General features: G+C 62.9%; 19 protein-coding genes and 1 pseudogene. 5 read left to right on the top strand and 15 right to left on the bottom strand.

All coding sequences use genetic code 11. The features are described 5' to 3' along the window. Positions 1–15 precede the first annotated feature (15 nt). Positions 16–420, top strand: coding sequence for a peptide-methionine (R)-S-oxide reductase MsrB (gene msrB / locus X771_RS146090; RefSeq protein WP_023688927.1), 405 nt, complete (start codon positions 16–18; stop codon positions 418–420). Between the two features lie 62 nt (positions 421–482). Here the strand turns inward: msrB and X771_RS146095 are convergent, their stop codons facing one another. The 13 genes and pseudogenes from X771_RS146095 to X771_RS146155 all read right to left on the bottom strand — a co-directional run bounded on the left by X771_RS146095 (position 483) and on the right by X771_RS146155 (position 15404). Further along, positions 483–794, bottom strand: a complete 312-nt coding sequence (locus tag X771_RS146095; protein WP_023688926.1) for a hypothetical protein — start codon at positions 792–794, stop codon at positions 483–485. A 7-nt stretch (positions 795–801) separates the two neighbouring features. Beyond that, positions 802–1242 (bottom strand): hypothetical protein, encoded by a 441-nt coding sequence (locus tag X771_RS146100; RefSeq protein ID WP_023688925.1) that lies wholly within the window; start codon positions 1240–1242, stop codon positions 802–804. Between the two features lie 93 nt (positions 1243–1335). Beyond that, positions 1336–1596, bottom strand: a complete 261-nt coding sequence (locus tag X771_RS146105) for a DUF2312 domain-containing protein (protein WP_023668722.1) — start codon at positions 1594–1596, stop codon at positions 1336–1338. A gap of 150 nt (positions 1597–1746) precedes the next feature. Further along, the gene (gene pyc / locus X771_RS146110; protein WP_023688924.1) at positions 1747–5205 is read right to left on the bottom strand and encodes a pyruvate carboxylase; all 3459 of its coding nucleotides are present in this window, start codon (positions 5203–5205) and stop codon (positions 1747–1749) included. A 282-nt stretch (positions 5206–5487) separates the two neighbouring features. Then, entirely contained in the window at positions 5488–6609 is a 1122-nt protein-coding gene (locus tag X771_RS146115) for a branched-chain amino acid ABC transporter substrate-binding protein (protein WP_023668720.1), read from the bottom strand. A gap of 137 nt (positions 6610–6746) precedes the next feature. Next, a complete protein-coding gene (locus tag X771_RS146120) occupies positions 6747–7094 on the bottom strand; it encodes a DUF6867 family protein (protein ID WP_023668719.1) in 348 nt (115 codons plus the stop codon). A gap of 112 nt (positions 7095–7206) precedes the next feature. Beyond that, positions 7207–7935 carry an ABC transporter ATP-binding protein gene (locus tag X771_RS146125; protein ID WP_023668718.1) on the bottom strand — a complete coding sequence of 243 codons (729 nt, stop codon included), beginning with the start codon at positions 7933–7935 and terminating at the stop codon, positions 7207–7209. A 119-nt stretch (positions 7936–8054) separates the two neighbouring features. After that, positions 8055–9062, bottom strand: a pseudogene (locus tag X771_RS146130) (ABC transporter ATP-binding protein); the annotation flags it as partial. Then, on the bottom strand, positions 9062–10657 hold the full coding sequence (gene livM, locus X771_RS146135; RefSeq protein ID WP_023688923.1) for a high-affinity branched-chain amino acid ABC transporter permease LivM: 1596 nt from the start codon (positions 10655–10657) through the stop codon (positions 9062–9064). The pseudogene X771_RS146130 and the gene livM, both read right to left, overlap by 1 nt. A gap of 4 nt (positions 10658–10661) precedes the next feature. Beyond that, entirely contained in the window at positions 10662–11564 is a 903-nt protein-coding gene (locus X771_RS146140; RefSeq protein WP_023688922.1) for a branched-chain amino acid ABC transporter permease, read from the bottom strand. Between the two features lie 460 nt (positions 11565–12024). Continuing rightward, the gene (locus tag X771_RS146145; protein ID WP_023688921.1) at positions 12025–13026 is read right to left on the bottom strand and encodes a 4-hydroxyproline epimerase; all 1002 of its coding nucleotides are present in this window, start codon (positions 13024–13026) and stop codon (positions 12025–12027) included. 13 nt (positions 13027–13039) lie between these two features. Further along, positions 13040–14458: an FAD-dependent oxidoreductase gene (locus X771_RS146150; RefSeq protein WP_280941938.1), complete on the bottom strand. Its 1419-nt coding sequence runs from the start codon at positions 14456–14458 to the stop codon at positions 13040–13042. A gap of 52 nt (positions 14459–14510) precedes the next feature. Further along, positions 14511–15404, bottom strand: a complete 894-nt coding sequence (locus tag X771_RS146155) for a dihydrodipicolinate synthase family protein (RefSeq protein ID WP_023688919.1) — start codon at positions 15402–15404, stop codon at positions 14511–14513. A gap of 100 nt (positions 15405–15504) precedes the next feature. Between X771_RS146155 and X771_RS146160 the strand changes: the two genes are divergently transcribed. Beyond that, positions 15505–16161, top strand: a complete 657-nt coding sequence (locus tag X771_RS146160) for a GntR family transcriptional regulator (protein ID WP_023688918.1) — start codon at positions 15505–15507, stop codon at positions 16159–16161. Between the two features lie 36 nt (positions 16162–16197). On the opposite strand, the gene X771_RS146165 is transcribed toward X771_RS146160, so the two are convergent. Both X771_RS146165 and X771_RS146170 read right to left on the bottom strand, forming a co-directional pair. Then, entirely contained in the window at positions 16198–16497 is a 300-nt protein-coding gene (locus tag X771_RS146165; protein ID WP_023688917.1) for a hypothetical protein, read from the bottom strand. Positions 16498–16700: 203 nt separating this feature from the next. Next, on the bottom strand, positions 16701–18197 hold the full coding sequence (locus tag X771_RS146170) for a CoA-acylating methylmalonate-semialdehyde dehydrogenase (protein ID WP_023688916.1): 1497 nt from the start codon (positions 18195–18197) through the stop codon (positions 16701–16703). 365 nt (positions 18198–18562) lie between these two features. Between X771_RS146170 and X771_RS146175 the strand changes: the two genes are divergently transcribed. From X771_RS146175 to X771_RS146185, 3 genes are all read left to right on the top strand, one after another. Next, a complete protein-coding gene (locus tag X771_RS146175) occupies positions 18563–19444 on the top strand; it encodes a LysR family transcriptional regulator (RefSeq protein ID WP_023668708.1) in 882 nt (293 codons plus the stop codon). A 123-nt stretch (positions 19445–19567) separates the two neighbouring features. Further along, entirely contained in the window at positions 19568–20008 is a 441-nt protein-coding gene (locus tag X771_RS146180; RefSeq protein WP_023688914.1) for a hypothetical protein, read from the top strand. Beyond that, positions 20005–22155, top strand: coding sequence for a phosphatidylserine/phosphatidylglycerophosphate/cardiolipin synthase family protein (locus tag X771_RS146185; RefSeq protein ID WP_023688913.1), 2151 nt, complete (start codon positions 20005–20007; stop codon positions 22153–22155). The genes X771_RS146180 and X771_RS146185 overlap by 4 nt, the downstream gene beginning before the upstream one ends. The last annotated feature ends 42 nt before the right edge of the window (positions 22156–22197 follow it).

Here is a 22197-nt window from a genome sequence, read left to right as displayed (position 1 = left end):
GGCTGAGGAGATCAAATGGACACCCACACCTACCCTGTCACCCGCACCGACGCCGAATGGCGCGCCCGCCTGACGCCCGAGCAATATGCGGTCATGCGCGGCCATGGCACCGAACGGCCCGGAAGCTGCGCGCTGCTCTACGAAAAGCGCGCCGGCACCTTTTCCTGCGTCGGCTGCGACCAGCCGCTGTTCGAATCCAAGCTCAAGTTCGAGAGCGGCACCGGCTGGCCGAGCTTCAATGATCCGGTGCCCGGTTCGGTCGAAAACACCGTCGACCGCAGCTACGGCATGGTCCGCACCGAATGCCACTGCGCCCGCTGCGGCAGCCATCTCGGCCATGTCTTCGAGGACGGCCCGCCGCCGACCGGCCTGCGCTATTGCATCAACGGCGTGGCGCTGAAATTCGAGCCGACGGCTTAAACCGCAGCTTGACCACCATCTTCAAAGGGCGGCTTCGGCCGCCCTTTTTCGTGTCAATCTTCTCAGACAACCACCACCAGGATCAGCCAAAGCGTAGCCCCGAGCGTCATCAACGAAGCCTTGGCGCCACTGGATTTTTCCGTGGTTCGCCAGACGGCAAAGGTCAGAAAGATGTTGTAGGGCACGGGCGCGAAATGCACCGCCAGGACGACGGCGAGCGGCAGCTTCAAGCCGAGCAGAATGAGCGCGGCCACCGACGAGGCGATGTTGATCGCCGTGCCGACAAGGACTAGATCGCGCCAGAACAACCGCTCGACCGGCACCGCGCCTTGCCAGCGCGAGCCGAAGAAGGATCCGATGCTTTGCACCAACACCTGATAGCTATCCCTCTCCCAGCACGTCGGTGACGGCGCGCTCGAAGCGCGAGCATTCCGTCACCAGCCAGTCGGCCATGGCCGGCCAGTTGTCCTCGGCATAGCAGTTCACCCGCCACATCGAATTGATGCCGAGGCCCTCGCAGCTCTGCTCCGGCCTGAGCTTCAGCCTGTCTTCGATTGCCGGTTGGAACGGCTTCAGCCGCGACCAGACCCCGGTCGCGCCGAACTTCCCGTTACGGCCGAAAAAGACGCCAACTTGGCTTTGCGCCGGCGCGACATACATCGACAGGACCAGAGCGAAGTCAGGCAGCCCGCGCTGCCAGAACCAGGGTCCGCGCCGCGCCATGGAAGCGCGTTCCTCCGGATGCCGTTCGGCGAACAGCGCCCAGAAGCTGCGTTGGCGGAATTCAGAGGCGCGGCGGGCGCCGAAGTCGAATTCGCTCATGGTTCGATGCCCGTTCCAGCATCATTCCTTGGCCCGAGACTGTTTCGAAATTCGCTCTGGCGATATCAGCCGGAGTAGAATTTCCAGACAGCCTTACACCATGCCGAGCGCGGCCTTGTAGAGATCGAGGATGGTTTCCTCTTCCTGGCGCTCGGCCTGGTCCTTCTTGCGCAGCCGGATGATCGACCGCATCGCCTTGGTGTCGAAGCCGGTGCCCTTGGCCTCGGCGAACACTTCCTTGATGTCGTCGGCGATGGTCTTCTTTTCTTCCTCGAGCCGCTCGATGCGCTCGATGAAGGCGCGCAACTGGCCGGCGGCAACAGTCTGGCTGGTATCTGTGATGTCGTCGGCCATGTTTTTTCTCCGCTACTTTTTAAGCACCGCGATTCTGGCGCGGTAAATTGGGAGCGGGTTCGATGCCCGAGCAGGCGCGGCGGGTCAAGCCATTATCGGCGCTTCGTGAACGGCTGCTGCCAGCCGTCCCCAGTGTGATGGATCCGCGCGTCAGCCAAACGCGATCAACAGATCCTTCGCATCGATCTGATCGCCGGCCTTGACCAGCACTTCGGCCACTGTGCCGTCGCGCTCGGCATGCAGGGCCGTCTCCATCTTCATGGCTTCGATCGACAACAGCACGTCGCCGGCCTTGACAGCTTGGCCGGCGGCAACCGAAAGGGCGGAGACCACGCCCGGCATCGGCGCGCCGACATGCGCCTCGTTGCCGGGCTCGGCCTTGCGCCGAGCCTTGGCCGCCGAGGCGCCATGCGCCCTGTCCGGCACCCGGACACGGCGCGGCTGGCCGTTGAGCTCGAAGAACACGGTGACCATGCCCTTCTCATCGACGTCGCCGATCGCAAGGCAGCGCACTACAAGCGTCTTGCCTTTTTCGATGTCCAGGAAGATCTCATCCTCGGACTTCATGCCGTAGAAATAGGTCGGCGTCGGCAGCACACTGACCGGCCCGTAGGTTTCCTGCGCGGCGGCGAAGTCGGTGAACACCTTCGGATACATCAGCCAGGAGGCGAATTCGTACTCCGAGAGCTTGCGCTCCAGCTTCTGCTCGATCTCCCTGCGGCTGGCCTTGAGGTCGGCTGGCTTGAGCAGCGAGCCCGGCCGTACGGTGATCGGCTTGGTTTCCTTCAATGCCTTCTTCTGCAGCTTCGCAGGCCAGCCGCCGGGCGACTGGCCGAGATCGCCGCGCAGCATCGAGACGACCGAGTCCGGGAAGGCGATGTCCTTGGCCGGGTTTTCGACGTCGGCAACGGTCAGATCCTGGCTCACCATCATCAGCGCCATGTCGCCGACCACCTTGGACGACGGCGTCACCTTGACGATGTCACCGAACATCAAATTGACGTCGTGATAGGCTTGTGCCACCTCGTGCCAACGCGTTTCCAGCCCCAGCGAACGCGCCTGTTCCTTGAGGTTGGTGAACTGGCCGCCCGGCATTTCGTGCAGATAGACTTCCGAGGCTGGCCCCTTGAGGTCGCTTTCGAAGGCGGCATACTGGTTGCGCACCGCTTCCCAGTAGAAGGAGATTTTGCGGATCCATTGCGGATCGAGGCCGGGATCGCGCTCGGTTCCCTTCAGCGCCTCGACGATCGAGCCCAGGCAAGGCTGCGAGGTGTTGCCGGAGAAGGAATCCATCGCCGCGTCGATGGCGTCGACGCCGCTTTCCACGCCGGCCAGCACCGTCGCCGCCGACAGGCCTGACGTGTCGTGGGTGTGGAAATGGATCGGCAGGTCGGTGGCTTCGCGCAGCGCCTTGAACAGCACGCTGGCGGCGGCAGGCTTCAAAAGCCCGGCCATGTCCTTGACGGCGATGATATGGGCGCCGGCTGCCTGCAATTCCTTCGCCAACCCGACATAGTATTTAAGGTCGTATTTGGCGCGCGCCGGATCGAGGATGTCGCCGGTGTAGCAGATCGCCGCTTCGACCAGCTTGCCCTCCGCGCCCACCGCGTCCATGGCGACGCGCATATTCTCGACCCAGTTCAGGCAGTCGAAGACGCGGAACAGGTCGACCCCACCGGCCGCTGCCTGGCTGACGAAATGTTGCACGACATTGTCGGGATAGTTGGTGTAGCCGACGCCATTGGCGCCGCGCAGAAGCATCTGCAGCAAAAGATTGGGGGCCGCTTCGCGCACTTTGCTCAACCGCTCCCACGGATCCTCGGTGAGGAAGCGCATGGCGACGTCGAAAGTGGCGCCGCCCCAGCATTCCAGCGACAGCAGCCGCGGCAGCGCGCGCGCATAGGTACCGGCAATGCCGGCAATGTCATGCGTGCGCATGCGGGTGGCGAGCAGCGACTGGTGACCGTCGCGCATCGTCGTGTCGGTGACAAGCACCTCTTTTTGCTCACGCATCCAGGCAGCGAATTTCTCCGGCCCCAACGCGTCTAGCTTCTGCTTGCTGCCATCAGGCACATTGCCGTTGAGATAGGGCACGACAGGCGCTGCCGCATCGGTCTTGGGCATCGGTCGGCCGCGGGTTTCGGGATGGCCGTTGACGCTGACGTCGGCCAGATAGTTGAGCAGCTTGGTGGCGCGGTCCTGCCGCTTCACCTGCGCGAACAGCTCCGGCGTCGTGTCGATGAACCTGGTCGTGTAGGAATTGTCGGCGAAGCGCGGGTGGTTGATGATTGCCTCGAGGAAGGTGAGGTTGGTCGCCACGCCGCGGATGCGGAACTCGCGCAAGGCCCGGTTCATGCGGGCGATCGCCTCGGCCGGTGTCGGCGCCCAGGCAGTCACCTTCTCCAGCAGCGGATCGTAGAAGCGGGTGATGACCGCGCCCGAATAGGCGGTGCCGCCGTCGAGGCGGATGCCGAAACCGGCGGCTTCGCGATAAGCGGTGATGCGGCCGTAGTCCGGAATGAAACTATGCTCCGGATCCTCGGTCGTAATGCGGCACTGCAGCGCGTGACCGTTCAGCCTGATGTCGGCCTGCGCCGGTACGCCCGACTCTTTCGTGCCGATGGCAAAGCCGTCCAGTATGTGGATCTGCGCCTTGACGATGTCGATGCCGGTCACCTGCTCGGTGACGGTGTGCTCGACCTGGATGCGCGGATTGACCTCGATGAAGTAGAATTTGCCGGTGTCGGCGTCCTGCAGGAATTCCACCGTACCGGCGCCGATATAGCTGGTCTCGCGCGCGATCTTGAGCGCATAGCCGCAAAGCTCCTGGCGCAATGCCTCGCTGAGATAGGGCGCCGGCGCCCGTTCGACGACCTTCTGGTTGCGGCGCTGGATCGAGCAGTCGCGCTCGAACAGATGCACCGAGTTGCCATGCGTGTCGCCGAGCACCTGGACCTCGACATGGCGAGCGCGCTCGATCAGCTTTTCGAGATAGACCTCGTCCTTGCCGAAGGCGGCCTTGGCCTCGCGCTTGCCCTCCATCACCTCGCGGGCGAGGTCGGCTTCGGCGCGAATGGCGCGCATGCCGCGCCCGCCCCCGCCCCATGATGCCTTGAGCATCACCGGATAGCCGACTGTCTTGGCGAGCTGCTTGACTGCTTCCATGTCGTCCGGCAGCGGTTCGGTTGCCGGCACCACCGGCACGCCGACCTCGATGGCCAGATTGCGTGCGGCGACCTTGTTGCCGAGCCGGCGCATCGTGTCGGGCTTCGGCCCTATGAAGGTGATGCCGGCCTCAGCGCAGGCATCTGCGAATTCAGGGCTTTCCGACAGAAGGCCATAGCCCGGATGGATGGCGTCGGCGCCGGACAGTCTGGCGACCCGGATCACTTCCTCGATCGACAGATAGCTTTCGATCGGCCCCATGTCCCTGACCAGATGCGGCCCGCGCCCGACCTGGTAGCTTTCATCGGCCTTGAACCGATGAAGCGAATATTTGTCCTCCTCGGCCCAGATCGCCACGGTTTTGAGGCCGAGCTCGTTGGCCGCGCGAAAGACGCGGATGGCAATTTCGGACCTGTTGGCGACGAGGATCTTCGTGATGGCCAAAGAAGGAGGCTCCGGACAGGGAGGGATGGGGCGGAGGCATGATTAACGCGAAAATGCTGCAGTGCAACCAAAATCGAGGAGAGATTAAACCGATTTAAATGCGATTCTAGCACCACGGCTCGAAAAGCTGCGTGCGATTGGCGCCGCGAGGTGACGCTAATTGTCGTGCCCGCACAAATTCGACCCCGGCTAACGGCTTATCCAGCCACCCTCGCTGCCGCCCTGTCACCAACAAAAATGCCCGGCGCGAGCGCCGGGCATTCCATAGAGCTGCGTTCCGAATTACGACTTCGGGAACCAGGAGATCTTGCCGTCCGGACCCTTCTTCCATTCGTACATGATGTAGCCCGGGAGCTTCGGATCGCCCTTCGCGTCATAGGCGAGATCGCCCAGAACGGTCTTGAACGGGCCCTTCTCGTGCAGCGCCTTGGCAACCTCCACCGGGTCGTTCGACTTGGCCACGGCAGCGGCCTCGGCGATCACCTGCATGGCGGCGTAGGAGTAGAGAGTGTAGGCTTCCGGCTCGAAGCCCTGGGCGCGGAACTTCTCGACCAGTGCCTTGTTCTCGGGGATCAGGCGCGGATCGGGACCGAAGGTGTTGAGCGTGCCGATAACCGCATCGCCGGCGATCGCAGCCAGCTCGTCGGTGACGATGCCGTCGCCCGACATCAGGGTAGCCTTGAGGCCCTGGTCCGCCGACTGGCGGATGATCAGGCCGGCTTCGGTATGCAGGCCGCCCCAATAGATCAAGGTGACGCCAGCGTCCTTCATCTTGGCGATCAGCGCCGAGAAGTCCTTGTCGCCGACATTGACGCCTTCGTACATGACTTCGGTCAGGCCGGCTGCGTTCATCGCCTTCTTGGTCTCGTCGGCAAGGCCCTGACCATAGGGGGTCTTGTCGTGGATGACGGCAACCTTGGCGTCCTTGAAGTTGGTCGCGATATAGCCGCCGGCGATGCCGCCCTGCTGGTCATCGCGTCCGCAGGTGCGGAACACGTTCCACAGGCCGCGCTCGGTGAATTTCGGGTTGGTCGCCGCAGGCGTCACTTCGACGATGTTGTTGTCGACGTAGACTTCCTGCGAAACCGGGATCGAGACGCCCGAGTTGAAGTGGCCGATCACGAACTTCACGCCGTCGCCGACGAACTTGTTGCCGACCGAAATGCCCTGCTTCGGATCGGAGACGTCGTCGCCGACTTCGAGCTTGATCTGCTCGCCGTTCATGCCGCCTGCGGCGTTGATGTCGGCAACGGCCGCTTCCGCACCCTTCTGCAGCTGCGCACCGAAGGCCGCATTCGGACCGGTGATCGGACCTGCGACGCCGACGATAACGTCAGCCCATGCATTGCCACCGAACGCGACAAGCGCGGTCAGGGCAACGGCGGACAAAAGTGATTTCTTCATTTAAACGCTCCCATTTACGAGGTGGGCGTGGATGAAACTTTCATGCGATGCCCACCCTTATCGCAGAAAGCGTACTTTGCCGATTTTCAGGCCCTTGTCACGCCGATTCATCCCCGGAACGGCGTTAATGATGAACGTCAACCTTTCGGTTTCCAGCTTAAGATCGAAGCCCGTTCGTAAAGCCAATTATACTGCGTCACCATCTGGTTCGTACGCGTGTATTGATAGCCGACAAATCCCAATATCATGAGCACGATTGTGTCCACGACATAGTATTGCAGCGAAAACATCGTGCCGCCGAACAAGGCATGATGGATGAACCTGATGCCTATGCCGAGACCCAGCAGATAGGCGAACAGCGCCGGCAGGCTGCGCCATGTCTGGGCGCTGGCCTTGCCGGTCATCCATGCCGCCCAGCCGCCGAGCAGACAGGTGACGAAGAAGAACTGCCAGATGGAAGGTTCCTCGTGAAGAATGCCTTGCATGATGAAGACTCCCTAGCATGATCCCGAAAGGTTGCAGACTTTTCGGACAAAGGTCATGCGACAAACAAACAAGTTGGAGCGGAATACCGTATGCATACATTCCGCTCCAAAATCAGTGATGGCCGCCTTCGAGATAGGCCGCCCGCACTTCCGGATTGGCGAGCAATTCCTTGCCTGTGCCGCTCATGGTCACGTTGCCGTTGACCATGACATAGCCGCGCGTGGCGAGTTTGAGCGCGCCGAAGGCGTTCTGCTCGACCAGGAACACGGTCAGCCCTTGCGTGCGGTTCAGCTCGCGGATGGCATCGAAGATCTGCTTGACGATCAGCGGCGCCAGACCCAGCGACGGCTCGTCGAGCAACAGCAGCTTAGGCCGCGCCATCAGCGCACGTCCGATCGACAGCATCTGCTGCTCGCCGCCCGACAGCGTGCCGCCGCGCTGGGCAATGCGCTCCTTGAGGCGCGGGAACAGCGCGAACACCTTCTCGGCATCTTCGTCATAGTGCTTGAGATTGTCGAGACCGGCGCCCATCTGCAGGTTTTCCATCACCGTCATGCGCGGGAAAATGCGCCTGCCTTCCGGCGACTGCGCAATGCGCATGCGGGCGATCTCGTGCGTCGGCATCTGGGTGATGTCGGTGCCGGCGAAAGTGATTGAGCCGGCACGAGCGCGCGGCGCACCGAAGATGGTCATCATCAGCGTCGACTTGCCGGCACCGTTCGCACCGATCAGCGCGACGATCTCGCCCTGGTTGACGTGGACATCGACGCCGTTCAGCGCCTTGATGTTGCCGTAGTAGGTCTCGACGCCCTTGATGTCGAGCAGCGTTGTCTCGGCCATCACTTACGCCCTCCGCGCGGCTTGCCTGTCGGGGATTTGGTGGCCGCCGGCTTGGACTTGGCTGTCAGACGCTCGGACGGTGCTCTTGGCGCGGAGTTGGCTCTTGTATCGTATTGGGTGGCTTTTGAAGCTCCCTTCGACACTGTGACCCGCTCGCCCTGGCTGTGGCCGATCGTGTCGCTTACCGGGCCGGCGAGATAGGAAGACGATGTGCCTGGTCCGTGAGCCGAATCCGGCCCGATGTCCAGCTGCTCGATGACGTCTTCATCGCCAACCTCGGTCAGCACCGTCTCGACCTCCTCGTCGTCGACGCCGAGATAGGCGGCGATGACGCGCGGGTCGGTACGCACCGATTGCGGGCTGCCGTCGGAAATCTTGCGGCCATATTCAAGCACCACGACATGGTCGGAAATCTGCATGACCACCGACATGTCATGTTCGATCAGCAGGATCGAGGTACTGCTCTTGATGTCCATCAGCAGCGAATTCAGCGCAGCCGACTCCTTCGGATTGAGACCGGCCGCAGGCTCGTCGAGGCACAGAAGTTCGGGCCCTGTGCACATGGCGCGCGCAATCTCGAGGCGCCGCTGCGCGCCATAGGGCAGGTCGCCGGCCGGATCGTCGGCGCGATCGACAAGATCGGCCTTCTCCAGCCAGTGCTTGGCAAGCTCCACCGATTCAGCCGAGGCTCTGCGGTAGCCGCCGATCCCGAACAGGCCCAGGATCGTATAGCCGGATGCCTTCATCAGCTTGTTGTGCTGGGCAACCAGCAGATTCTCCAGCAGCGTCATGCCCGAGAACAGGCGGATGTTCTGGAAGGTGCGCGCCACCTTGGCGCGCGCCGGGATCTCATGATTGGGCAGCCGTTCGAGCAGGAAGCTCGAGCCGTCGGCCCGGTTGAGCGTAATCATGCCTTCCGACGGCTTGTAGAAGCCGGTGATGCAATTGAAGACGGTGGTCTTGCCGGCGCCATTGGGTCCGATCAGAGCGGTGATCTCGCCGCGCTTGGCCTGGAACGACAGATCGCCGATGGCGATCAGGCCGCCGAACTTCATCGAAAGATGCTCGACCTGGAGGATGGCGTCTTTCATACCCGGATTGGTCTTCTGAATGGAGGTCGCGCTCATCAGCCGTGCCCTTCCTTGGTGAAGGAGGAGGAGACCGCTTTTCGTTCACTGAGGAAGGCCGTCGGTTCACGGCTGCCGACAAAGCCGCGCGGCTTCCACAGCATGACGATGACCATCGCCATGCCGAACAAAAGCATGCGGTAAAGCTCCGGCGTGAAATCTTTTCCGAAGACACTTTTCAGGAAATCGAGTTCGCGCAGTGCCTCGGTGCCGCCGATCATCACCAGCGCGGCGACCGCGATGCCGACCAGCGAGCCCATGCCGCCGAGCACCACGATGGCCAGGATGATCGCCGATTCGAGGAAGACGAAGGATTCAGGGCTGACGAAGCCTTGCCGTGCGGCGAAGAAGGCGCCGGCAAAACCGCCGAACATGGCGCCGGTGGCAAAGGCGGTGAGCTTGGTGGTGGTGGTGTTGATGCCAAGCGAGCGGCAGGCAATCTCGTCCTCGCGCAGCGCCTCCCAGGCGCGGCCGACAGGCATGCGCCGGAGCCTGATGGTGACGAAGGCGGTCAGCAGCGCCAGCCCGAGAATGAGATAGTAGAGGAAGATCTTGTAGTAGGCGCTTGACTGGGCGATGTGCAGCACCTTGCCGATATAGTTCGGGTCGGTCGAATTAAACGTCATCAGGCCGAAGAAGGTGACCTTTGGGATGCCGGAGATGCCGGCCGAGCCGTTGGTGACTTCACGCCAGTTGATCAGCACCAGGCGGATGATCTCGCCGAAGGCCAGCGTCACGATCGCCAGGTAATCGCCACGAAGCCTGAGCACCGGAAAGCCGAGCATAACGCCCCAGAAGGCGGCCATGGCGCCGGCGGCGGGCAGCAGGATCCAGAACGACAGGCCGTATTGCGAACCGAGCAACGCATAGGCATAGGCGCCGACCGCGTAAAAGGCGACGTAGCCGAGATCGAGCAGGCCGGCGAGGCCGACGACGATGTTCAGCCCCCAGGCCAGCATCACATAGATCAGGATCTGGATGCCGAAATTATCGACCCACTTCAACGAGCCCTGCAGGCCGCCGGTTATCGACCACGCGTAGATCGACAGCACCACGACGACGAGGATCGGGTATAGCACCAGCGCCGCAATGCCGAGCTTGGTGAAATTGGCGTGGATGAAGGAGCGGAAATAGAAGATCACGCAAGCGAGCGCGTAAATGACAGCCAATGCGCGCAGGAACTGAAGGTAGCCGGCCAGATCGGGTCCCACCAACGCCGGCAGGGCGCTGCCAGACGCAACCAGGACAACCGCCAGCACGACGGCGACGATGAAGGCCGGAAGCAGGAAGAAGCGCGACGCGACGCTCGCCGGCAACAGGCCGGTGGCGACATTGGTGATCTTCTGATTGGCCATGAACGGCTGGCCATATGCAATGTAGAAGAAGCGGCCAAGCATGGTCAGCACGACCACGGTGATGAGCAGCAACCAGCGCTGCACCAGGATCAGCTGGTTGCTGATGTTCTGGTCGGTCTTCAGGCCGATGAAGAGAATGAACAACCCCAGCGAGATGGCGCCGGCATAGAACGCTTCGCGCAATGCACGCTGCACGGGGGAGGCGACGGTGTCGCGCTCCGAGGATACGGAAACCGCCATTGTCTCAGACCTTTTCGACTTCTGGCCGGCCCAAAATGCCGGAAGGCAGGAAGATCAGCACGATCGCCAGGATCGAGAACGCCGCGACGTCCTTGTAGTCGATCGAGAAATACGCCGACCACATGCTCTCGATGAAGCCGATCAAAAGCCCGCCAAGCACCGCGCCCGGCAGAGACCCGATGCCGCCGAGAACGGCCGCGGTGAAGGCCTTGACCCCCGGCACAAAGCCGTCGGAAAAGGCGATGACGCCGTAATACATCAGGAATAACGTGCCCGCGACGGCCGCAAGCGCTGCACCCATGATGAAGGTGATCGAGATCGTACGGTCGACATCGACGCCGAGCAGCGCCGCCATCTTGCGGTCCTGCTCGCACGCCCTTTGCGCCCGGCCGAGGGAAGTCCTGTTGACCAGGTACCAGAACAGCGCCAGCAGCACGGCGGTGACGACGACGATGATGATCTGCTTCAGCGACACGCTGATGCCGTTGATGTTGTAGACTTGGCTGACCATCGGCGGGATCGGCTTGTTGCGCGGACCTTGCGTCACCTGGATGAAGTTCGACAGCGCGATCGACATGCCGATGGCGGTGATCAGCGGCGCCAGCCGGAACGAACCGCGCAGCGGCCGGTAGGCCACCTTCTCGATCGTCCAGTTGTAGAGGCTGGTGAGCAGCATCGCCACGATCATCATGATCAGCAGCGCCAGGACGACCGGGACCGAATAGAACAAGGAGCCGAGGATGAGGAAGACAACGAGGGCGGCGAATGCCCCGACCATGAAAATGTCGCCGTGGGCGAAGTTGATCATGCCGATGATGCCGTAGACCATCGTGTAGCCGATTGCGATCAGCCCATAGATCGATCCCAGCGTCAGCCCATTGATAAGCTGCTGGACAAAGTACTGCATGTGTACATGGCTCCCCTGGAATGTCGCCCATGCAGACGCATTCCTTTTCGTATTTCCCCTAGTCGTAAAGTTTCGAGCCCGGATTGCAACGTGATTTTTCAAACGTCGAGCGTGTTTTGCCGGCACGCCTTCCGATTGCCCGTTTTTTTGCTCCCGACCCCTGGACTATCGCGGACCCTATCATTGGCATAACGCAATGTCTTTGACGATTCAGCCGGGCCAGCGACCTCATTTCGAAGAAATCCCGGTCAAAATTCGGCGATGAGACGAATCCTTGCGTTGTTGGCGGGCTTCGTTTTTTAGCCACATTCCGTACTGACCAGCTGCAACATGGGTTACTTCCCGACTATGGCGGTGGATGCCTCGCCCAACGCGCTAACCTTTCGCTGACTGGTTTCGCCAAGAGGTCCCGCCCTGGGTCCAAGTCCTGGTCTCGGTGGATGATCGGCAGCCTACCGTATCACTTAACCACAAAACCGTGCGCGAACGGATCGCGGTCGTCGATGAAGATGGTGTTCAGGCCGGTCATCCGCGCCCAGCCGCCGATCGAGGGAATGATGGCCGGCTTGCCGGGAACAGTGACGTCCTTCTCGACCTTGCCCTTGAACAGCGAGCCGATGATCGATTCGTGGACAAAACTGTCGCCGGCCTTGAGCTTGCCCTTGGCATGGAGCTGCGCCATGCGCGCCGAGGTGCCGGTGCCGCAAGGTGAGCGGTCGATCGCCTTGTCGCCATAGAAGACGGCGTTGCGCGCATCCGCGCCCGCCATTGTCGGCTCGCCCGTCCACAGCATGTGGGACAGCCGGTTGATGCCGGGGTTTTCCGGATGCACGAACGAGTACTTCTCGTTGAGCCGCTGCCGCACCACGGGGCTCCAGGCGATGAAATCGCTGGCGGAATAATCAGCCATGTCGCGAAAATTCGCCTGCGGCTCGACGATTGCGTAGAAATTGCCGCCATAGGCGACATCGACAGTGATCTCGCCAAGCTGCGGGCAGTCGACCGTCAGTCCCTCGGCATAAAGGAAGGACGGCACATTCGTGATGCGCACCTCCTCGACATAGTCGCCGACTTGTTTGTATTCGGCGATAACCAGCCCGGCCGGTGTGTCGAGCCGGAGCACGCCGGGTGTCATCGGCTTGATCAGCCCATGTTCGATGGCCATCGTCACCGTGCCGATCGTGCCGTGGCCGCACATCGGCAGGCAGCCCGACGTCTCGATGAACAGGATGGCTATGTCGCAATCCTCGCGCGTCGGCGGATAGAGGATCGAGCCCGACATGACATCGTGGCCGCGCGGCTCGAACATCAGCCCGGTGCGGATCCAGTCATACTCCGCCAGGAAATGCGCCCGCCGCTCCATCATCGTCGACCCCTCGAGCAAGGGACCGCCGCCGGCCACCAGCCGCACCGGATTGCCGCAGGTATGGCCGTCGATGCAAAAGAAGGATTTTCTGGCCATGATTTCCTCGAACTCAAAACCGTTGCGGGCTGAAGGGGGCAAGATCGATCCGCGAAGTCTGCCCGAGAACAAGATCGCGGATCAAGCGGCCGGTGGCCGCCGCCTGGGTCAGGCCGAGATGGCCATGGCCGAAGGCGTAGACAACGTTGGGCGCGGTTCGCGCCGTGCCGATCGCCGGGAGCGAATCCGGCAGCGACGGGCGATAGCCCATCCATTCGCGGCCACCTGACGCGTCCAGCCCCGGAAGGAACTGTCTGGCTTTTTCCAGCATGGCCTTCGAGCGCGCAAAATTCGGCGGCCGGTCGAGACCGCCCAACTCGACGGCGCCGCCGACGCGCAGGCCCGTCTCGAGTGGCGTGATGACGAAGCCATGGCCGGAAAAGATCAGCATCCGCTGCACGTCGAAAGCGGTCTTCGGCAGTGTCGTGTTGTAGCCGCGCTCGGTTTCGAGCGGGATGGTGTCGCCAAGCGCCTTCGTCAGCAGATGCGACCATGCCCCGGCGGCCACGACAAGATGTCTTGCCTGCCTGGTCGTGCCGTCCGTCAGCGTCAGCGTCGCGCCATCAGGATTGGCGGCGACGCGCTCTATGCGCGCCTTTTCGAAACGCGCGCCCAGCCTTTCGGCATAGGCCCACACCCCCTTGCCGATCAGTTTCGGATCGGCGACGGTCTTCCAGCCCGGCACGAAGGTGCCCTTGATGAAGCGCGGCGACAGTCCCGGCTGCAGCCGCGCCAGTTCGTCGCCTTCGACATGGCGAAAGCCGATGCCGAAGCGCTCGCGCGCCGCCCAGCCCGGCAGCCCGGCCTGAAATTCGGCCTCGCTTTCATAAAGCTCCAGCGAGCCGTCCTCGCGCAGCATCAGCCGCGTGCCGGAACGGTCGAGCAGGCCCATCCATTCAGCCTCGGCGAGCTTCATCATGCCTGCCTGAGCAGCAAGGCTCGCCTCATATTTTTCTGGTGCGCCAGCGCGCCAGAAGCGCAACAGCCAAGGCAACAGCTTCGGCAAGTAGGCCGGCGGGATGCTGAGTGGCCCGAGCGGATCGGCAAGCCATTTCGGCAAGTGCCGCATCATGCCCTTATGCGCCAGCGGCAGCACGTCGGAGAAGGCGAAGGCGGCGGCATTGCCGGAGCTCGTCTCCTCGCAGATGCCGGTGCGGTCGAAGACCGTGACGCTGCGCCCGGCCTCGGCCAGCATGGCCGCCGCGCAGATGCCGACAATGCCGCCACCGACAATGGCGATATCTACCCCTTCTCCCCGTTCACGGGGGTGAGGAGTGGTCCGCGAAGCGGTGGAAAAGCCGACTGCTTGGCTTTCCGAACGACGAACGCCCGGAGCGCCAGCGAAGGGCTGCGGGGCCCGAAGGGCGGATGAGGGGCGGCGGCCCTCCTCTGTGTCCCTGGAATTTCCTTGCACGTCGGCGCTGCCCCTCATTCTGGCTGCCGCCATCTTCTCCCCGTGCACGTGCACGGGGTGAAGAAAGCCTTCAGAACGCCGGCAGCTTCGGCCGCACCGCCAGCGCGTCATTGATGATCTTCTCGACCGACTTGCGGCGCTCGCCCGACAGCGGCTGGCGCGGCATGCGCACGCGGTCATTTGTGTCGATCGCGAGCACTTCGGCAAGCTTGATGTTTTGGACCAGATAGGTCGAGACATCGAGATCGAGCAGCGGCCGGAACCAGCGGTAGATCGAAAGCGCCTCTTCGCGGCGGCCCTGCTTCATCAGCTGGTAGATGGCGACGGTCTCGCGCGGGAAGGCGACGACCAGACCCGCCACCCAGCCGATGGCGCCGACCGACAGCGCCTCGAAGGCGAGATTGTCGACGCCGGTGAACAGATCGTAGCGGTCGCCGAAGCGGTTGATGATCTCGGTCGAGCGACGGATATCGTCGGACGATTCCTTGATAGCGACGAAGCGCTTGTCCGCAGCCAGATCCTCCATCTGGTCGACAGTGACATCGACGCGGTAGGCGAGGCGGTTGGAGTAGATCATCACCGGCAGGTCGCCGGCCTGAGCGACGGCGCGCAATGCGGCGACCGTCTCTTCCGGGTTGGTGTGATAGATCGGGCTCGGCACCACCATCAGCCCGTTGGCGCCTTCCCGGCTCGCGCGCTTTGCGATGCTCGCCGCCTCGCGGGTGCCTGCCTCGTTGACCGTCAGCAGAACCGGCTTGCTGCCGGCAACTTTCTGGGCCGTCTTCAGCACCTCGATTTTCTCGTCATGCGACAGCATCGGCCCTTCGCCGAGCGAACCGCAGACGATGATACCGTCGCAACCGGCCTCCGTCTGCAAAGCAAAGCAGCGCTCCATCTCGGCATGATCGAGGCGGTCGTCTTCGGTGAATTTGGTCGTGACGGCGGGGAAAACTCCGGTCCACATGATCGTCTCTCCATCTGATATATCAGCCATATATCTGTTGCAAAACCGGCTGTCAATGCGGAATCCGTTATGATATATGGAAGATATCAGGAGCCCACCTGTGATATCGACTGAGACAGCATCCCCCGAGCCGGCCGCCGCCAAGGCCTATCATGTGCTCGAGCATATGATCGTGACGTTGGAACTGGCGCCCGCGAGCTTTGTCACCGAAGGCGCGCTGATCGAAAAGCTGGCGCTAGGACGCACGCCGGTGCGCGAAGCAATCCAGCGCCTCGCCTGGGAAGGACTGCTGGATGTCAGGCCACGCGCCGGCATCGCCATTGCCCCGCTTCATCCCGGCGACTGGCTGCGTGTGCTGGATGCCAGGCGCGGCGTCGAGGTGGTGCTGGCGCGCTCGGCCGCCCGCTTCGTCACCCGTGAGGCCGCCGACCTGTTTCATGAGGCAGCCCTTGCCATGCAGAAGGCCGTCATCTCGGGCAATGTGCTAGCCTTCATCCAGGCCGACAAGGCGCTCGACGAGGCCTTGGCGATGGCCGCCGACAACCCGTTTGCGGCCCGTCTGGCCGCGCCCCTGCAGACCCACAGCCGCCGCTTCTGGTTCCGCTACAAGGCCGACACAGGACTGGCCGAATCGGCCGAGCACCACGTCGCGCTAATCCGCTCGATCCTGGCTGGTGACGAAGAGGCTGCCGCCAAGGACGCCAAACGCCTTATGGCACTGCTGCGCGGCCATGCCGAAGTGGCCGCCACACGCTGAACTCCGTCTCTGCTCCAGACTTCCGACCGGTCTTTATCAGGTGCCCGGCAAGACTGCGGCCATGGTCGCCCCGTCCCAGCCTTCGCCAGCCGTGATGATGCAGCTTTGGCCGTGTGTGTCGGTGGCCAGGATGGTCCAGGTGCCCTGGTCGGAGACGAATATCTCAAGCACCACATTCGGGTTCACCAGGCCACGAGCGGCTTGGTTTTCGTGGAACTTCTCGCCGAGCGCCTTGACCAAGTCGGTCCGCGCCGCGCATTGATCGGCTTTAGCCTGGGCGATGCCGGACATCGCGAACACCGCAAAGAACATCGCCGCCACAAGACGTCGTGTCATCTGACACCTCCTTGCGCCAGACGAGAACCCCGGCTGCTACCGGCGCTATTTTGATGGCCTGCACCACGGCAGGAATGCAATTTAAGGCAGATGACAGGCTCTTGGTTCCATCGCTTAAACGTGATGGCCAATGTCGGTTTCGTACAAAGAAAGGCCCGGGACGTTGAACCCAGGCCTTCTTGCCGATCTTCGAAATCGTCCGGTCAGTTCATCGTCGGGATGACGAACTCGGCACCGTCCTTGATGCCTGAGGGCCAGCGCGAGGTCACCGTCTTGGTCTTGGTGTAGAAGCGGAACGCGTCCGGGCCGTGCTGGTTGAGGTCGCCGAAGGACGACGCCTTCCAGCCGCCGAACGTGTAGTAAGCGATCGGAACCGGGATCGGCACGTTGATGCCGACCATGCCGACCTGGACGCGCGAAGCAAAATCACGAGCAGCATCACCGTCACGGGTGAAGATGGCCACGCCATTGCCCATCTCATGATCGTTGGCGAGCTTGATGGCGCTCTCATAGGTCGGCGCACGCACCACCGACAGCACCGGACCAAAGATCTCTTCCTTGTAGATGCGCATGTCAGCCGTCACATTGTCGAACAGGCAGCCGCCCATATAGTAGCCATCCTCGTAGCCCTGCATGGAGAAGCCGCGGCCATCGACGACCAGCTTGGCGCCTTCCTTGACGCCGGTGTCGACATAACCCTTGACGCGTTCCAATGCCTGCGCCGTCACCAGCGGGCCGAAATCGGCGGACGAATCCGTCGACGGGCCGACCTTGAGGCTTTCGACACGCGGGATCAGCTTTTCCATCAGCCGGTTGGCGGTGTCGTTGCCGACGGGAACGGCAACCGAGATCGCCATGCAGCGCTCGCCGGCCGAGCCGTAGCCGGCGCCGATCAGCGCATCGACCGTCTGGTCCATGTCGGCATCGGGCATGATGACCATGTGGTTCTTGGCGCCGCCAAAGCACTGCACGCGTTTTCCCGCCGCCGTGCCGCGCGAATAGATGTAATGCGCGATCGGCGTCGAGCCGACAAAGCCGATAGCCTTGATATCAGGATCGTCGAGGATGGCGTCGACGACGTCCTTGTCGCCATTGACGACGTTGAGGACGCCAGCCGGCAGGCCAGCCTCGAGGAACAGTTCGGCGATGCGCATCGGCACGCCAGGGTCACGCTCGGAAGGCTTCAGGATAAAGGCGTTGCCGCAGGCCAGCGCCGGGGCAATCTTCCACAGCGGGATCATGGCCGGGAAATTGAACGGGGTGATGCCGGCAACGACGCCAAGCGGCTGGCGCATCGAATAGACATCGATGCCGGGGCCGGCGCCGTCGGTGAACTCGCCCTTCATCATGTGCGGCGCACCGATGCAGACTTCGACGACTTCGAGGCCGCGCTGGATGTCGCCCTTGGCGTCGGCGATGGTCTTGCCGTGCTCGCGCGCCAGGAGATCGGCCAGTTCGTCATAGTCGCGAGCAACCAGTTCAAGAAACTTCATCAGCACGCGCACACGCCGCTGCGGGTTGGTCGCAGCCCATTTGATCTGTGCTTCCTTGGCGTTCAGCACAGCCGCACGCAGTTCCGCCGGCGACGCCAGCGCCACCGTGCCGCGCACCGAGCCGTCCATCGGCTGCATGACGTCCTGCTTGCGCCCGCTGGTCCCGGCGACATGCTTGCCGCCAATGAAATGACCGTATTCGATCATGGTTTCTCTCCCTGAGTTTGTGATGAAGCATTCAACGCCTTTGCAGGCGGGAAGGCAACGCGAGGGGAAACGCAACCGTTGTGCGGTAAATAGACAACGAAGGACGAGTGTGCATTAATTGCCGCAAATTACAGATTGCTGAAAGGCCCGAAGGTTGCGCTCCGTCACACCCCCCTCTGTCCTGCCGGACATCTCCCCCGCAAGGGGGGAGATCAGATGTGGCTGCCGCCTTCGCAAATCTTCAACGCAGCAAAAGAGACGCAGGCGGCGGAGCTGCCAATCTCCCTCCTTGCGGGGGAGATGGCCGGCAGGCCAGAGGGGGGTGGGCGGGAACGCCGCCTTCGCCGCTAGCCCGGACCACCCCCATGAACTGGGATGATGTCCGCATCTTCCTCGCCGTGGCCCGCGCCGGGCAGATCCTTGGCGCCGCCAAGCGGCTGGAACTCAATCACGCCACCGTCTCGCGCCGCATCGCAGCGCTTGAGGATGCGTTACGGACAAAACTGTTTCGCCGGCTTACCACCGGCAGCGAGCTGACGCCGGCCGGCCAGCGCTTTCTCGACATTGCCGAGCGCATGGAAGCCGACATGATCGCCGCGCGCTCCGCCGTGTCGGGCGAAGGCGACGATATCTCAGGCACTGTGCGCATCGGCGCCCCCGACGGGTTTGGCGTCGCATTCCTCGCCACGCGTCTTGGCGCGCTGACCGCGCTGCACCGCGAACTCACCATCCAGCTGGTGCCGGTGCCGCGTTCCTTCTCGCTGTCGCGGCGCGAGGCCGACATCGCCATCACCGTCGAGCGGCCGAGCGAAGGCAGGCTGGTGGCGGGAAAGCTGGTCGACTACACCCTCGGCCTGTTTGCCTCGCGGGACTATGCGCAGGCGCACGGCTTACCCGAGACCGCTGCCGAACTCGGCCAGCATACGCTGATCGGCTATGTCCCAGACCTGATCGTCAGCCCGTCGCTCGACTATGCGGCGGAGTTCAGCCCGGACTGGCGCACCAGCTTCGCCATCTCCTCAGCGCTGGGCCAGGCCGAAGCGGTGCGGTCGGGCGCCGGCATCGGCATCTTGCACACCTTTGTCGCCCGCTCGATGCCGGAGCTGATCCCCGTCAACATCGTGACGCCGATCCGCCGCGCCTACTGGCTGGTCTATCATGAATCGGTCCGGCCACTGCGCCGCGTGCAGATCGTCGCCAACTTCATCACCAAGGCAGTCGAGAGAGAGCGCGGGCTGTTTGTCTGATGGCCGCGCCGCCTTGCCCTCGCCACAAAATCGGGCAGTGTGGCAACAAGCGCGATGTCGCCTATCATTAAGGATTGGCTGCGCCGGGTGGGACACTTTTTTGCAAAGCTGGTGCGGATCAAAATGCGAGCGGTGCTCGCCATCTTGCCGCTTGTCGCGCTTTCCGCCTGCGCCAATCGATGGACCGTAGTTCCGGAAGCCGAACTGCCCAAGCCGGTCCGTATCGCAATGGCCCGCCCGTCGCCTTTCGTCTTCGGCAATTACTGCGGTCCCGGCACCCGCACCGGCGACCTCTCGGCTCGCCCTGTCAATCGCCTCGACAGCGCCTGCCAAATCCATGACGCCTGCTACATCGCGCGCCATAATCATTGCGACTGCGACGGCGCGCTCGTCGCCTCGGCAAAGGCGATCCGTGATGACAAGACAGCGCCGAAAAAGATGCGCGGCGAGGCCGAGCTTTTGATCGCCACTTTCGCGCTTCCCGTCTGCAAGGTGTTTCCGCATGGCTTCCTGCCGCCGCGCGATCCGGCTGAACTGAAGACGATGAACGGTGCGACCGGATGAACCGCGCCATCTGCCTGGCCTTGGCCGGGCTGGGGCTGGCGGCCCTTGCCGGTTGCGCCGCCCCGATCCGGCACAGCTGCGATTTCTTCCCCGATGCGAAGGATTGCGGCCGGCCGTCGGTATCGGCCGGCACGCCCGGACCGCAGACTGCAGCAGCAGCGTTTTTCGGCGATGCCGGTGCCAGCGACTATGAAAGGCAGTTTCTGGCGCTGCTCGCCCACAACCAGATCGGCGCCATCGACAGGGCGAACGGCACCGGTCCGTTCGGCCATGACCGCCACGCCATCGCCAACCGCGATTTCCAGGCCACCTACCGGACGCTGGAACGGCTGGCGAAGCCGGTTAGCGCCGAACAGATGCCGGCAGGTAGGGGCACCGGCGAAGGCCATTTCAACGGCCGTTGGCGCGTGTCGCGGCAGACGCTCTATGTCAACGCCGCCGCGCGGCCCTCCGCGCCAAAGACGTTCAGCTTTTCCGGCCTGCAGGCGCGCTCGATCGAGATCGTGATGCGCCAGGCGGGAAAGCAGCCGGTTGAGATATCTGGCGCCTGCGACGGGGCGCTGGCGATTCGCGCCGGCGGTGGCTCGCGCAGCGTGGCGAGCGGTGCCGCCTTCCGCCTCCGCCTGTCGGCCGGGCAAACCGCCAGCCTGTTCCCCAGCGATGGTTTGAACCGTTGCAGCCTCAAGCTCAGCTCCAGTCTGGCGCCGGCAGGCGCCCCGCTCACCATCCTGCGCGAAGAGGTTGCCTATCCGGCGATAGCCGCGCTCGACAGCCGCTACGAGCGTTGTCCAGTGCCCGATCCATCCCGCCTGGATAAGCTTGCCAGCGTCTTTTACGCCGGCCGCTGGCTGTCGCAGAGCTGTTCGCTGCCGCTCGGGTCACCGCGCCTGTTACGCAAGTCGCGCGACGGCTTTAACGCCAAGGTCGAAGCGCTGCTCGGCGCGCCTTTACCCGACAGCGCCTTCGACAAGGCCGACCCCGAACTGCCGCTCGATTTCTCGCGCGCGCCGAAACTCAAGCTGGTCTATCTGTCGTCGCTGGAGTTCAAGGCCGATTTTTCCGGCCGCGTCATCGAGCGGCTGATCCGCCATCACGCAGGCCTCGGCACCAAAGTGCGCATCATGGTCACAGACGTGCTGGAGCGCGACAAGGACGACGCGCTGCTGCACCGGCTGGCGGCCGATTATCCCAATGTCGAGTTGCAGGAATATCGCTGGCGGGCCGACCACGGCGCGCCGGTCGACGAGCAGCTGTCACAGCTGCACAAGACCCATCACGTCAAGATGCTGGCGACACTTGCCGAGGATCCCGCCCGCTCGCGCGTCATCATCGGCGGCCGCAACATTCATGACGGCTTCCTGTTCCACAAGCCGATCGACCTGTCGCGCTATCCGAACCTCGAGCAATACGGCAAGACCGACGGCCTCTCGCTCAACTACTATTCGAACTGGAGCGATTTCGACATCGAGTTTGCCGACCCGGCCACGGTCGAGACGCTGGCCGCGCATCTCTCGACATTGTGGCTGCGCGACGCCGACACCAACATCGCAAGACCCTTCTCCATTCCGGTGCGCTCCGACAGCCGGCGCCCGCCGGGCACGGTGCGCCATTTCATTTCCGTGCCCTACGAGGACAACCATGCGCTCGAGACCTATTTCGTCGAGCTGATCGACACTGCCCGGCACCATATCGAGATCGTCAATCCCTACCTTAATCTGACGCCGAAGCTCAGCCTGGCCATCGAGCGGGCGCTGGCGCGCGGCGTCAGGATCGACATTGTCGGCCGCATCGACCTCAAGGGCGATATTGGCGGCAAGCTGCTGACCGCGCTCAACAAGCTGTTCGTCGAGAAATATGGCGACCGCATCAACATCCGCGAATTCAAGGCGCCCGATGTCGTGCTGCACTCCAAGATAATGATGATCGACGAAAGGCTGGTGACGATCTCGTCGGTCAATCTCAACAACCGCAGTTTCTTCCACGATCTGGAGAACGGCATGACGGTGCTCGACCCTGCCTTCTACGCCAGGATGCAGCCGGTCTATGACGACTATGTCGCCCATTCGAACCCGGTATCGACCAAGGTGACGATACCGTGGGCCTACCGATGGCTGTTCTCGAAGGGTTGGGTGAAGGAGGCGTTTTGAGGGGCTGGCGAGGCTGAAGGAATGNGGGCCTACCGATGGCTG

Origin of the sequence: Mesorhizobium sp. LSJC269B00 (genome assembly GCF_000502815.1) — a bacterium.
Classification (GTDB): Bacteria; Pseudomonadota; Alphaproteobacteria; order Rhizobiales; family Rhizobiaceae; genus Mesorhizobium.
Note: the sequence above shows the minus strand (reverse complement) of the source record. Positions and strands in the feature narration are given on the sequence as shown.